This window comes from Mycolicibacterium hodleri, assembly GCF_025822245.1.
Lineage (GTDB): Bacteria > Actinomycetota > Actinomycetes > Mycobacteriales > Mycobacteriaceae > Mycobacterium > Mycobacterium hodleri.
The window spans coordinates 172,691-185,841 of sequence record NZ_JACKTL010000019.1 but is presented as its reverse complement, the minus strand read 5'-3'; the positions used below and the strand labels follow the sequence as shown (position 1 = coordinate 185,841).

The following is a 13,151-nucleotide window of genomic DNA, read 5'->3' as shown; positions in this document are numbered from 1 at the left end:
ATGCCGCTGATCGGGACCTGGTTGCACTGGGCGCTGTTCGGTGGCGACTTCCCCGGCAGCATCATCATTCCCCGGCTGTACGCCCTGCACATCCTGCTGATCCCGGGCATCATCCTGGCCCTGATCGGGGTGCACCTGGCGATGGTCTGGTTCCAGAAGCACACCCAGTTCCCCGGCCCCGGCCGCACCGAACACAACGTCGTCGGCGTCCGCGTGATGCCGGTGTTCGCGGTCAAGTCCGGCGCGTTCTTCGCCATGACCGTCGGGGTGCTGGGATTGATGGGCGGGCTGCTGCAGATCAACCCGATCTGGCAGCTCGGCCCGTACAAGCCCTCCCAGATCTCGGCCGGCTCGCAGCCCGACTTCTACATGATGTGGACCGACGGCCTGGCCCGGATCTGGCCACCGTGGGAGCTGTATCCGTTGGGCCACACCGTGCCTGCGGCCGTGGCGGTGGCGTTGTTGATGGGACTCGTCTTCATCCTGCTGACCGTGTACCCGTTCCTGGAGAAGCGGTTCTCCAAGGACACCGCGCACCACAACCTGCTGCAGGTGGCGTTGTTGATGGGACTCGTCTTCATCCTGCTGACCGTGTACCCGTTCCTGGAGAAGCGGTTCTCCAAGGACACCGCGCACCACAACCTGCTGCAGCGTCCCCGGGACGCCCCGGTGCGCACCGCGATCGGCGCGATGGCCATCGCGCTGTACATCGTGCTGACCTTCTCGGCGATGAACGACATCATCGCGCTGAAGTTCCACATCTCGCTGAACGCGACGACGTGGATCGGTCGGATCGGGATGGTCGTGCTGCCCGCGATCGTGTACTACGTCACCTACCGGTGGGCGATCAGCTTGCAGCGCAGTGATCGCGCGGTTCTCGAGCACGGCATCGAGACGGGCATCCTCAAGCGGCTGCCGCACGGCGCCTACGTCGAGTTGCACCAGCCGTTGGGTCCGGTCGACGAGCACGGCCACCCGATCCCGCTGGAGTACCAGGGCGCTCCGCTGCCCAAGAAGATGAACAAGCTGGGTTCGGCCGGCGCGCCGGGCACGGGCAACTTCCTCTACGCCGACCCCGAGGGCGAACAGGCCGCCCTCGTCGAGGCCGCGCACGCCGCCGAACACCGTGCCATCACCGCCCTCAAACAACGCCAGGGCGTCAACGGCAACGGTTTCAACGGCAACGGCAGCAACGGGCACCACTAGGCAACCACGCCGTGGGCCGGGATGGTGGCAATCGATCGACGCCCCATCCCGGTCCGCCGGCGGCATGGTCGACCGCCCCTCGCCGCCGCGTAGCGAACTGCTCCACCTCTTCGCCGAAAACCCGCCAGCAAAGACCCCCGGTGAATTACGGTGGCGGAGACCAGGAGGTGTCCCGTGAAGCTAGTGCTGATAGTCGCGGTCACAGTCGGCGTGGCGATCGGGGCCGCGCCAACGGCCACCGCCGACGAGAGTGGCTACCTGAATGAGCTGTCGCCGCGGCTCGCGTACCTCACCACCCAGCAGCTGCGCACCGAGGGCTACAAGGTGTGCCGGTACGTCGGCGTCGGCCGGCCCACCGCGGACGCCATCCCCATGGTGACGAACGACCTGGGGATCTCGGTGGCCGCGGCTCTCGACATCATCTCGGCGTCGATGGGAGAACTGGACTGCTGACGCAGAACCCGTGGCACGGTTCCTAAGGTGGGAGGGCAGACCCACCACAGGAACGAGGCAGCACCCATGACCGAAACGCTTCCGGACACCGCACTGGAATTGCGATCGCTGGTGACGGCGCAGGGCACGCTCGAACTCTCGCTGCACGACGTCCCCGTCCCCACCCCCGCCGACGACGAGGTGTTGGTCCGCGTGGAAGCCGCGCCGATCAACCCGTCCGACATCGGCCTCCTCGTCGCCTCCGCGGACATGAGCGCCGCCACGGTCGGGGGCACCCCCGACCGTCCGGTCGTGACGGCCCCGATCGCCCCCGAGGCCCTCGACGCGCTGAAGGCGCGCCTGGACGACTCGCTGCTCGTGGGCAACGAGGGGGCGGGCACCGTCGTCGCGGCGGGTTCGTCGGCCGATGCCCGAGCGCTGCTCGGCAAGGTGGTGGGGCTCGCCGGCGGCGGCATGTACGCGCAGTACCGCGTGGCGAAGGCCGCGGCGTGCCTGGTGCTTCCCGACGGGACGCCGGCTCGCGACGGCGCGTCGTCCTTCGTCAACCCGCTGACGGCGCTCGGCATGGTGGAAACCATGGAGCGAGAAGGACATTCGGCCCTGGTTCACACGGCGGCGGCGTCCAACCTCGGCCAGATGCTGGTGAAGATCTGCCTGGAGGACGGGATTCCGCTGGTGAACGTCGTCCGCAAGCCCGAACAGGAGGAGCTGCTGCGGTCGATCGGCGCGGTGTACGTGTGCGATTCGTCGTCGCCGACGTTCACCGACGACCTCTTCGAGGCACTGGTCGCGACCTCGGCCACGCTGGCGTTCGACGCGATCGGTGGCGGCACCATCGCCGGCGACATCCTCAACGGCATGGAGCGCGCCGCCAACGCGACCGGTGCCGGGTATTCGCGCTACGGCTCGACCGTGCACAAGCAGGTCTACGTCTACGGTGCCCTCGACGCGGGACCGACGACGCTGAACCGGAAGTTCGGCATGGCGTGGGGAATCGGCGGGTGGCTGCTGACCCCGTTCCTCCAGAACGCCGGCGCCGACACGATCGGACGGTTGCGGTCCCGGGTGGCCGCCGAACTCACCACGACGTTCGCCAGTACCTACGATCGCGAGGTTTCCCTGGCGGGCATGCTCGCGCCCGAGGCGTTCACCGCCTACCTCAAGCGCGCGACAGGCGAAAAGTTCCTGCTCACACCGCAGGTCACCACGTAAGTCCTGGGCGGTCGGGGGTGGGCCGGCCGCCAAAAGGAGATGCGTGGCGGGGCCGGCGACGAGTACCGTCCACGACGCGATGACCACCACCACGACACGGCTCGGCACCTCCCCGGCCGCTCGGACCGTGGGCACCGTCGACGACCTCGACCGCTCCGTGGGTTGGCGACGGCTGAAGAGCCCCGGCGTCACCGTCGCGCTCCTGGCGATGATGGTTGCAGCGGTCCTGCAGTCGCTGGGCACCGTCGTCATCGGCTGGCTGGCGACCAATCCCGTGTGGACGACGGTGTGGGTGCTCGCGGCATGCCTGTTGGGTGCCGCCGTGCTCGACACCCTGGGGCGCACCGTCTGGGCGCGCATCGCCGACAGGGCCGAGGGCCGACTGCGGGCCGACCTGCTCACCGCCGCGCTGAGCCAGCCGCTGGAACGTCTGTCCGAGCAGGCCGTCGGCGAGATCCTCGACCGCGTCGACGACGACACCCACGAGGTCGGGTCGCTGGTGCGCAGGCAGGTGTGGGAGGCCATGCGCACGGTTTTCTCCGCGGTGCCGATGTGGATCGTCGCCGGACTGACGTGGTGGCCCGCCTGGATCGTCTTTCCCGTCGTGGTCCCGCTGATCACGTTCGCGATCCGGCCCCTGCTGCGCGAGCTCGGCCAGCGCAAGGTCGTCGAGGAGATCGCCTGGACCGACCACGCCGCGGCCATGGAGGAGGGCATCGCCGCGCGAGATGACTTGCGCACCAGCCTTGGTCAAGCGTTCGTCCTGCGCCGGTGCGCCGAATTGTCGGCCAACATCCAGCGGTGCTTCCGCGCGGTGGTGGCGATCGAGTCGCGAATCACCCTGCGCGCCGGCGGGCTGCTGCACGTGTTGCTCGCCTGCGTCGTGATCGCCGGTGTCGCGCTGGTCGCAGGCGGCGGCCTCGACGTCGCCCAACTGATCACGCTGTTCCTGGTCAGCGCCACGCTGGTCGGCGAGATCGCACAACTCGCGCGTCAACTGCCCGAACTGCAGGCGGGAATGGGTGCGGTCATCCGGCTTCGGCAGTTGATCGTCGCCGAGTCCGAACCCGTTGGCGGGCGCGCCCTCTCGGCCGACGCCGTGGACGTCGAGCTGCGCAATCTGAGCTTTGCCTACGCCGACGGGCCACCGGTGTTGCACGACGTCGACCTGCGGATCCCGGCGGGCACGACGTGCGCCCTGGTCGGCCGAACCGGTTCCGGCAAGTCGACTCTCGCGTCGCTGGTGTCGCGCGCCGTCGACCCCGCTCGTGGGGCGGTCTTCCTCGGCGGAGTCGACGTGCTCGACCTCGACGTGCAGGGGTTGCGGGCATCGGTCGGCGTCGTCACGCAACGAACCGAGATCCTCGCCGGCACCCTCGCCGAGAACGTCGCGCTGTTCGCCGACCTGCCGCGGCAGCGCGTGCACGACGCGGTGGCCGAACTCGAACTCACCGATTGGGTGGCCAGCCTGCCCGACGGCGTCGACACCCTCCTGGGCCCGGGTGGGACGACGCTGTCCGCGGGGGAGGAGCAGCTCGTCGCCTTCGCCCGGTTGCTCGTCCGCGCGGTGCGCGTGGTCGTCCTCGACGAGGCTACCGCGCGGATGGACCCGCTCACCGAGGCGCGGGTGGTCCGCGCCGCCGACCGATTGCTGGCCAACCGCACCGGAATCCTGATCGCACACCGCCTTTCGACCGTGGCACGCGCCGATCACGTCGTGGTGCTCGACCACGGCCGCGTCGTCGACCAGGGTCCGCGCACGGAACTCGCCGCTCGCCCCGGGCCCTTCCTGCGGCTGCTGGAGGCCAGCGGCGTCGACGACGACGTGGCACCGTCCGCCGACGACGGCGCGGCCATCGGCGGGGCGCGCCGCCACGGGGCCACGCCCGAGCCTCCCGACGTCGACGGCGGCCCAAGCCTGGCGCGGGGAATTGCCCGCATGGTCCGCACACATCCCACCTGGGGCCTGGTGGGCGCCTCGCTGTTCGTGCTGTCCGGGCTGGTCGGTGCGACCGGTGCCATCAGCGGGTTCGCGTGGGGGCACCTCGTCCAAGGCCTCAGCGAGGGAAGGACTCCCACGCTGATCACCGTCGCCGTCGTACTCAGCATCGTCGTCGAGCCGCTGGTGCTGGCGCTGGCCCTGCGGCGGTTCCTGCCGTGGTGGTCGGCGTGCTCGCTGCGCATCCGGATGACGGTGCTCGATGCGCAGACGCGGCAGCACCGGCTGGCCAGCACGCCGCCAGGTGAAGTGGTGTCGCGCGTGCTCGACAGCGACCGCTTCCTGCACTACGCGGACCGGTGGAACGACGTGGTCGGCGGCCTGGTCATCGTGGTCGTCGCGTCCTTCCTCAGCGGCACGCCCGTTGCCGGGGCCATCCTGCTGCTGGTGATGGTCGCCGCCGCCGTGACGTCGGTGGCCGGCCGGCCCGTCGCCGGTCGCTCGTCGGCCGCGGCGTCGGCCACCCGCGCCCACTTCGGCCGGTCGCTGGTGTCGGTGCTGGAGTGCGTCCGGACCGTCAAACTGGCCGCCGCGACGGCCGACGTGCGCGCGCACCTGGACCGCGTCGACGGCGGCCGCGTGGGTGCGGCCGTCCGCGAGCACCGCATCCAGTCGATCCTCCTCGGGGTTCCCGTCGTGATGGTGCAACTCGGCGTCGTCGCGGCGTGGATCGTCTACCTGCTCGGAGGGTGGGATCTGGCGGCGGCTCTGCTCGTCTCCGGCGCGGTCGCCGGGTTCGACTACTTCGGCAGTGTGGCCGGGGCGGTCGTCACCGACGCGCCGGGCACCCGCGCCTGGCAGCAGGCGACCAGCAGACTGGCCGGCGGTGCCGACCTGATGGACACTCCCGCGGGCGTCGACCTGCTGGCCGGGACGGCGCCCTTGCCGCCTCCGGTGGCGCGAACGCCGTTGCAGCGCCTCGATCTGGTCGACGTGTCGGCCGTGCACGACGACGGCACGCGCGGCGTCACGGGCGTGCACCTCACCGTCGCGGCGGGGGAGCTGGTCCTGTTGCTCGGACAGGTGGGATCGGGAAAGTCGAGCCTGCTCTCGACGCTGTGCGGGCTGGTGGGCCACACCGGCCGGATCCAGTGGAACGGGGTCGACGTCGCCGACGCGCAGACGTTCCTGCGCCCGGGGCAGGTCGCGCACGTCGCCCAGGTGCCGCTGGTGCTGTCGGGCACGTTCGCCGACAACGTGCGCCTCGACCACGACCGCGACGTCGAGCGGGCCGTGGAGGACGCCCGGCTCGGAGCGAACGTCGCCGAGGCCGGCGGGGTCGACGCCGTCGTCGGTCACCGCGGGGTTCGGCTCTCCGGCGGGCAGGTGCAGCGGCTGGCGCTCGCCAGGGCGCTGGCGGTCGAACCGGAACTCCTTCTGGCCGACGACGTTTCCAGCGCACTCGACGCCGCCACCGAGGTCGAGCTGTGGACGAGTCTGCGCGCCAGGGGAATCACGGTGCTCGGTGCCACCTCCAAGCGGGCGGCGTTGGCCCGGGCGGACCGGGTCGTGGTGCTGGTCGACGGGGCGGTCGCGGCGAGCGGACCGTGGACCGAGCTGGCGCCACGGTGGAGTCACCTCGCCGCCTAGTACTCCGATTTGGTGAGCAGGAGTTCGGGGTGGTGGAGGTAGTTGATTCGGGCTTGCCCAACGTCGAGCTCCGGCGGTGGGATCCACTCCACCACGCCGTCTCTGAGTTGGACGGTCCAGCCGTGTTCGGCGAGTCGGTTGTCCGCTCCGCAGGCCAGGACCACGTCGTCGATGTTTGTCTGCCCGTTCTTGGCCCACCCGGTGGTGTGGTGCACCTGAGCCCCGTACCCAGGCACCGTGCAGCCGGGTTTGGTGCACCCACGGTCCCGCGCATGGAGCACGATCCGCTGTCCTGCCGAGGCGAGGCGTTTAGTGCGGCCGAGGTAGAGGGCTTCGTTGGTGTGCTTGTCGAACACCGCCAAGTAATGATGCGCGTGGGCGGCCATCCGAATCAGATCCGCCATCGGCAACAGGCTGCCCCCGCCCGTGACACCGCTGCCGCGGGCGGCTTCCAGGTCTTGCAGTGTGGTGCTGACGATAACGGTTACGGGTAAGCCGTTTTGCTGGCCGAGTTCCCCGGAGGACAGGACCGACCGGCCGAGGGCGATGAGCGCGTCGTGGGTGCGTTGCCCGACGCTGCGGTCATCGGCGTCGATCTGCTCCTGCGACGGTGTCCCCGAGATTCGGGGTTCGTGATCAGCCGGGTTGCACATCCCGGGTGCGGCGTACTTCGCGAGGATCGGTTCGATCACCGCGCGGGCTTCGGGATCCAGCAGCCCGGTGATGCGGCTCATCCCGTCGGCCTGCTGCGGCCCGATCGTCAACGATCGTTTCCGCGCCCGGTCGCGGTCGTCGGGTTCGGGTCCGTCCTGGTCGATCGCGGTGGCCAGCTGCTGGGCCACCTTGCCGAGTTCCTCAGGCCCGGTGCCGGACCCGACGACCACCAGGGTCTTCTCCGAGAGCTCCCGAACCTCGGGGTCCACCCACGTCGGCAGCTTGTCCAGAAACGACCGAATCTCGGTGACGTGTTCGGGTCCGATCGCCCCGGACTGCTGCGCGGTGGCGGTGGGGGCCAGCTTCGGGGTCAACGGCTGCCCGTTGAGCGTGGTCCGCGGCCCGAGATCCTCGGCCTCGGACAGCCGGCGGCGGACCTCCTTGCCCGAGATCCGCAACCGCTGCGTCAGCACCGACCCCAATGACTTCGCGCCCAACTCGACCGGGGAGGCTTCGCATTGCAGCCGGGCGATCACCCGATGCCCGACCGTCGGCAGCTGCCAGGTCACCGTCTCCAGCTCACCCAACAACTCCACCAATTCGAGGTGGGTGAACTCCTCGAAGGACCGATCCAGGAGTTCGGCCGCGGCAGCCTGGTACGCCGCAACTGCCGCGGTGACCCGATCCGAACTCATACTCGAACGCTAGTACGAGCCACCGACACGAAATTTGGCCTGAAACTGCTGTGACACAGGGGGTTTCAGGGAGGTCGGCCTGTGGATGGTTTAGGCACGCCGGCGAGAATTCTGGTAGTGCGGCGGGCCGTCCACGAAGGCTCGGCTCACGACGTGGAGGGCTCATCCCACGCGCCGGCGGCGACGAGTTCGGCCACCAGCACCTCGGTGAGCAGGCGGACGTCGTCGTCGGCGTCGCCCGGATACCGCAGCTGGTACCGCGCGCCAGAGACGTCGCCGCCGATGCCGACGACGGTGCTGCCGCGTGCAGTGGTCCACTCCGCCAGCTGCGCCTCCCACGCCGAGCCCGCGAAGACCCCGAGCCGGTAGTCGGTGGTCTTGGTCAGGTAGACGTCGACGTGGCTCCAATCCCCGGTCTCGCACCCGACCGCGGGCAGGCGCGGACCCTCGCGGAGCATGAGCGCGGCCTGCTGGGCCGAGCAGAAGCGATGCGCGGGCGCGGCGAAGTGCGTGCCCGTCGGGCCGAGCAACAGCTCGGAAACCTGCGGCCGCCAGTCGGATTCGGTGGCCAGGAGATGGGCGGAGCCGTCGGCTGCGGCGGCCACTGACGCCGCGAGGGCGGCCGTGTCCTTACCGGTGAGGTGGCACTCCAGCGCCAGCAGCAGAGCCAGGGTGTGCTGGTAGCTGCGGCAGGCCACGCCGCCGACCTCGGTCTCGGCGGCCAGCTCGACGACGTCGCGGCAGCGTTCGGTGATCGCCGACCCCGCCGTGTTGGTCAGGGCGATCGTGTACGCGGTCTCGGGCAGACGGTCGAGGGCGTCGAGCGTCTCGACCGAGCCGCCGCTGGCCGACGTCGCGACGACGAGAGTGCCTGCGCCCCAATCGGGAAGCAGTGCTGACGAAGCCAACTCCGAGGTGACGGTCAACCCCGCGGCGCGCATCCGCGCGGCGGCGACCCCACCCGCGTACGCCGAAGAGCCCATGCCGAGCAGCACCACGCGCTCGACGCCGGCAGGTACCACCTCCGCCCACGGGTTGCCCGCCGCAAGCGTCGTGGCGAGGCGGCCGAGCACGTCGGGCTTGCGCCTGAGGTCGGCGGCGAATCCGTCGGGCTTCACGTGGGGGTCCCTTCGTCGAGGAGAGCGGGCAGCGCCGCGTCGGGAACGTACATCCATCGGGGGAGGTGCCGTGCGGCGTAGACGATCTCACGAAGGACCTGCTGCGCGCGAAACGCGCGCAGCGGCGTCGGGTCGAACAGGTCCGCGTGTCCGAGCTCGTGGAGCCGGCGGGTGTAGGCCTCTAGGAACGCGGTTCGCCCGGCGGCGGACACCACGGCCAGGGTCGCCGGGTCCAGGGCGGCGTACTTCGCCGCGACGATCGCGGCGTGTGCCAGTGACTGGGTCATCCCGGCGACGTCGACCACCGCGGGGATCGACAACATCCGCTCCGGTGCGGTGAGCACCGGGTTGCCGTCGAAGTCGGTGACCACGAAACGGCCACGGCTGCAGAGCACTTGGCCGACGTGCAGGTCGCCGTGACCGTCGACGACCGGGCTGCCCGCCAACCCGCCGAGCCCGCTCAGCAGCACCTCGATCTCGGCGCGGCGGGCAACCACACCGGGGTGCCCGAGCCGGACCGCGGTGTCGAGGGTCTCGACCGCGCCGTCACGCCACCGCGCGGCGTCGGCGCCCGACGCGACCGTCGCGGTGCCCGACAGCGCGCCGTGCAGGTCGGCGACGACGGTACCCACGTCGGCTGCCGCGGCCGCGAACGCACCGGGCTCGCGATCGCGCACAGCCGCGGTCACGAGGTCGACCGCCCACGTCCAGCCGTCGACCGCGTCGGGCAGATAGTCGTCGACGTAGGCCACCACGGTGTCGGCGCCGGTCGGCGTTCGCCAGGTCAGCAGGCCCCACGGCGTCGGCATGCCGGCGAAGCCGGCCGCGCGGAGCACCTCGATCCGCCGCGGCGCGGGGTGCGGACCCTCCTGCAGGTGAGTCGCCCACTTGACCACGGCGACGTCACCGACGATGACCGACTCGTTGGTCTGGTCGACGCCGACCGACCGCTCGCCGGTGGCCGTTCGCGTCGTCCAGGATCGCACCGAGAAGGCTTCGCGGGTCACCGATCCCGCGGCCAGGACCTCGAGGAGGGCCGACGCGACGCCGTCACCGGGCTGCGCGCGGCGCCACCGTCCGTCGTCGTCGCGCACCTGAGGGATTGCGGCGAGACCGGCGCCGTCGTCGACCACCGCGAGACGTCGCCCCTCGGAGAGCGGCAGTGCGTCCAGGGGCTCAGTCAACCGAGTCTCGGTGGCGCGTGCCGACCTGCTCGATGACGTCGGCGCCGACGCGTAGTCCGTCGCGGTCACGGATCGCGGCGCCCATCTCGTCCAACCGGGCCCGCAGGTCGGTGTCGGCGAGCAGCCGTTCGACGGCGTCGGTCAGCTCGGCGTCGGCGAAGGAATAGGTGTCCAACCGCACCCCGAACCCGAGTTCGTCGACGCGCTGGGCGTTTTCGTATTGATCCCAGAACAGCGGCAGCACGATGAGCGGCTTGCCGAAGTGCAGCGCCTCGGTCGTGGTGTTGTTGCCGCCGTGGGAGATCACCAGGTCCACCTGGGGGATGACCTTGGTCTGCGGGAGCATCTGCGCTCCGACCATGTTGTCGGGCAACGTGATCTGATCGGCCTGGGGCCCCTTGCTGACGATGAAGCGGTGTCGGGTGGTGCCCAGGACCTCGACTAGCCGGCGCATGAGTTCCACGTCGGCCCCGCCGAGGGAGCCGAGCGACAGGTAGATCAGGGCGCTGTCCTCGGGGCGGTCCGCCACCTCGGCGGGCACGTGGTAGTCACCGTCGGTCTCCCGCACGCTGGAGTCCATCCGGGTCCAGCTCTCGTCCAGCGGCCGGGCGTCGACGTAGTCGGCCTCGGCGGGGTAGACGTACAGGTTGGCGGCATTGTCGCGGGGCATGAACTCCAGCTCGGGCAGCGCGTCGGCGCCCTGAGCCCGAACCCACGAGTCGAAGTCCGTCCACATGGCGCGATGAGTCCGGTCGAACTCGTCGCGGTAGGCCTGCCACTGTGCCGGATCGTCGCTCGGCAGCCCCGAGAAGGGCGGTGGGACACCGGGTCCCGGCACCTCCAACGGACTGCACGACACGATGCGCACGAACGGCGCCCCCGCGGTCACCAACGCGGGAAAGAGCACGACGTTGTCCTCGACGACGACGTCGGGGCGGTGCGTGGCGATGATCTCGCGCAGCCGTGGCTCGCAGTACTTCGCACCGTCGATCAACGCCTGGTAGGTGGGCGCGACGAACGACTCCAGCTGTTCGACGGTGGGCTTGCGGAACTCCGGTGCCGTCTCGGCGATGAAGTCGGTCCAGAACTTCCCGGCGTCGGCGTCACCGTCGGCTGCGGCCGGCTCCGGCTCCGCCAGGTCGACGAGTTCCTCGACGAACCCCAGCGGCGCCAACTTGCCCGCCCACGAACTCTCCGCCGCGAAGACGATCGTGTGGCCCCGGTCGCGCAGAATGGCGGCCAGGCCGATGCACTGATTCGTCGGCCCGTAGGCCGACTCCGGCCAGAACATGATCGTCAGGGGTGTCGGCATACTGGGGCACGATACTCAGCCCGGCACGTCCATGCGCTGCGTGCCCACGACCGAGAGCAGACGCATCGCCTCCTCGGATCGCGAGCCGGGCTCCGCGGTGTAGATGACGACCCGCTGGTCGCGGTCGGCGAGGTCGAGCGCGTCGCAGTTCACCGAGATCGGCCCGACCGTCGGATGGGTGAACGTCTTGCAGAGCGTGGGCCGCGCACACACGTCGTGGGCGTCCCAGAGGGCCGCGAATTCCCGGCTACCCGTGTGCAATTCGGCGATTAGCTGACTGGTGTCCGGATCGTCGGGATAGCGCGTCGCCGCCGTGCGCAGCTGCAGCGCACAGGTTTTGGCGAACTCGTCGGCGTCGGACACGCCGTAGAGCCGTCGGCCCTCGGGATGCGGTCCGAGGAAGGCGCGACGGGCAAGGTTGCGATCGCGGCGGGGCAACGCCGAGAAGTCCTCCATCAGCGCGCACGCCAGGTCGTTCCACGCGAGCACCTCGTAGGTGGCGGAGACGACGATTGCGGCGGCATGGGGCAGACGCCGCAGCAGATCGAGGATGCTCTGACGGACGGCGCGCGGCGGACCGGGTGCGGCGGCGGGCTCGATGCCGGCCAGGCGGTGCAGGTGGTCGCCCTCGGCGTCGGTGAGCCGCAGCGCGCGGCTCAACCCGGCCAGCACTTCGCGGGAGGGATGCGGCGAGCGGGCCTGCTCGAGGCGGGTGTAGTACTCGGTGGAGATGAAGGCCAGCTGTGCCACCTCGTCGCGGCGCAACCCCGGCGTGCGGCGCCTGGCGCCCGCGGGCAGCCCGACGTCGGCGGGGCTGATGCGCTCGCGGCGGGTGCGCAGGAACGCACCGAGCTCTTGGGAGTCCACGCGTCCATTGTGCGCCGCACCGTCGCCGTAGCCAGGTACGAGCGGTACCTGGCTGGCAGTGCGCCGCGCCCCCATGGTGGAGCCATGACCACCACGCAGAGAACCGGATTGCTGGCCGACAAGGTCGCCTTCGTCAGTGGCGCGGGCCGCGGCATCGGAGCGGCCGCGGCTCGCCTGTTCGCGACGGAGGGTGCCGACGTCATGCTGGCCGCTCGCACCGAGAGCCAACTCGCCGCCGTCACCGACGACATCGTGGCCACCGGTGGATCCGCCCGGTACGTCGTGTGCGACCTCGCCGACGGCCAGAGCGTCCGCGCCGCGGTCGACGCGACCGTGGCGGCCTTCGGCAGGCTCGACGTCGCGTTCAACAACGGGGCGACGATCTCGCCGCCCGGCCCGCTCGACGGGGTCGTCGAGGCCGACTTCGACCGGGTGTACGAGGTCAACCTCAAGGGGGTCTACCTGGCGATGGTGGCGCAGGTCGCCGCGATCCGGGCGACTGCCGGCACCGGTGCGATCCTCAACACCTCGAGCGTCGGGAGTCTGACGGGCAACCCGGAGCTGCCGTCCTACGGCGCCATGAAGCGCGCCGTCAACAGTCTCACCGAATCGGCGGCGATCACCTACGGCCCGGAGGGAATTCGGGTGAACGCCATCGCGCCGGGATCGACGCTGACGGAGATGATCATGGAATGGGACGCCGCGAGTCCCGGGATTGTCGACCGACTCAACGCGGCGACCCCCCTGCGGCGGGCGGCCCAGCCCGAGGAGGTCGCGGAGGCCGCCCTCTGGCTGCTGAGCGACCGGGCGTCCTACGTCACGGGAGCGATCTTGCGGGTGGACGGCGGCGCCCGAGTGTGA

The 13,151-nt window shown here is 70.5% G+C and carries 10 protein-coding genes; 5 read left to right on the top strand and 5 right to left on the bottom strand.

Features of this window, described 5'->3' with window-relative positions:
- The 4 genes from H7J06_RS06435 to H7J06_RS06420 form a co-directional block, all read left to right on the top strand.
- On the top strand, positions 1 to 1,206 hold a 1,206-nt coding region (locus tag H7J06_RS06435), incomplete at its 5' end, for a cytochrome b (RefSeq protein ID WP_264037841.1).
- A 174-nt stretch (positions 1,207 to 1,380) separates the two neighbouring features.
- Positions 1,381 to 1,659 carry a hypothetical protein gene (locus tag H7J06_RS06430; RefSeq protein ID WP_264037840.1) on the top strand — a complete coding sequence of 93 codons (279 nt, stop codon included), beginning with the start codon at positions 1,381 to 1,383 and terminating at the stop codon, positions 1,657 to 1,659.
- Positions 1,660 to 1,725: 66 nt separating this feature from the next.
- Positions 1,726 to 2,871 (top strand): zinc-binding dehydrogenase, encoded by a 1,146-nt coding sequence (locus H7J06_RS06425; protein WP_264037839.1) that lies wholly within the window; start codon positions 1,726 to 1,728, stop codon positions 2,869 to 2,871.
- A gap of 79 nt (positions 2,872 to 2,950) precedes the next feature.
- A complete protein-coding gene (locus tag H7J06_RS06420) occupies positions 2,951 to 6,460 on the top strand; it encodes an ATP-binding cassette domain-containing protein (RefSeq protein WP_264037838.1) in 3,510 nt (1,169 codons plus the stop codon).
- Here H7J06_RS06420 and H7J06_RS06415 read toward each other — a convergent pair.
- From H7J06_RS06415 to H7J06_RS06395, 5 genes are all read right to left on the bottom strand, one after another.
- Positions 6,457 to 7,809 (bottom strand): HNH endonuclease signature motif containing protein, encoded by a 1,353-nt coding sequence (locus H7J06_RS06415; RefSeq protein ID WP_264037837.1) that lies wholly within the window; start codon positions 7,807 to 7,809, stop codon positions 6,457 to 6,459. The two genes, H7J06_RS06420 and H7J06_RS06415, sit on opposite strands and share 4 nt — an antisense overlap.
- A gap of 146 nt (positions 7,810 to 7,955) precedes the next feature.
- Positions 7,956 to 8,927 carry an SIS domain-containing protein gene (locus H7J06_RS06410; RefSeq protein ID WP_264037836.1) on the bottom strand — a complete coding sequence of 324 codons (972 nt, stop codon included), beginning with the start codon at positions 8,925 to 8,927 and terminating at the stop codon, positions 7,956 to 7,958.
- Positions 8,924 to 10,111: a glucosamine kinase gene (locus H7J06_RS06405; RefSeq protein WP_264037835.1), complete on the bottom strand. Its 1,188-nt coding sequence runs from the start codon at positions 10,109 to 10,111 to the stop codon at positions 8,924 to 8,926. Before H7J06_RS06405 ends, H7J06_RS06410 begins: the two co-directional genes overlap by 4 nt.
- A complete protein-coding gene (locus tag H7J06_RS06400; protein ID WP_264037834.1) occupies positions 10,104 to 11,423 on the bottom strand; it encodes a glycosyltransferase in 1,320 nt (439 codons plus the stop codon). The genes H7J06_RS06405 and H7J06_RS06400 overlap by 8 nt, the downstream gene beginning before the upstream one ends.
- Positions 11,424 to 11,438: 15 nt before the next feature.
- Entirely contained in the window at positions 11,439 to 12,290 is an 852-nt protein-coding gene (locus H7J06_RS06395; RefSeq protein WP_264037833.1) for a helix-turn-helix transcriptional regulator, read from the bottom strand.
- An 84-nt stretch (positions 12,291 to 12,374) separates the two neighbouring features.
- Here H7J06_RS06395 and H7J06_RS06390 point away from each other — a divergent pair, with 84 nt between their 5' ends.
- Positions 12,375 to 13,151 (top strand): SDR family NAD(P)-dependent oxidoreductase, encoded by a 777-nt coding sequence (locus H7J06_RS06390; RefSeq protein WP_264037831.1) that lies wholly within the window; start codon positions 12,375 to 12,377, stop codon positions 13,149 to 13,151.

Excerpts from the sequence above, each read along its gene's own strand:
- H7J06_RS06425 (WP_264037839.1), top strand. The coding sequence starts at position 1,726 with ATGACCGAAACGCTTCCGGACACCGCACTGGAATTGCGATCGCTGGTG.
- H7J06_RS06420 (WP_264037838.1), top strand. The coding sequence starts at position 2,951 with ATGACCACCACCACGACACGGCTCGGCACCTCCCCGGCCGCTCGGACC.
- H7J06_RS06415 (WP_264037837.1), bottom strand. The coding sequence starts at position 7,809 with ATGAGTTCGGATCGGGTCACCGCGGCAGTTGCGGCGTACCAGGCTGCC.
- H7J06_RS06400 (WP_264037834.1), bottom strand. The coding sequence starts at position 11,423 with ATGCCGACACCCCTGACGATCATGTTCTGGCCGGAGTCGGCCTACGGG.
- H7J06_RS06390 (WP_264037831.1), top strand. The coding sequence starts at position 12,375 with ATGACCACCACGCAGAGAACCGGATTGCTGGCCGACAAGGTCGCCTTC.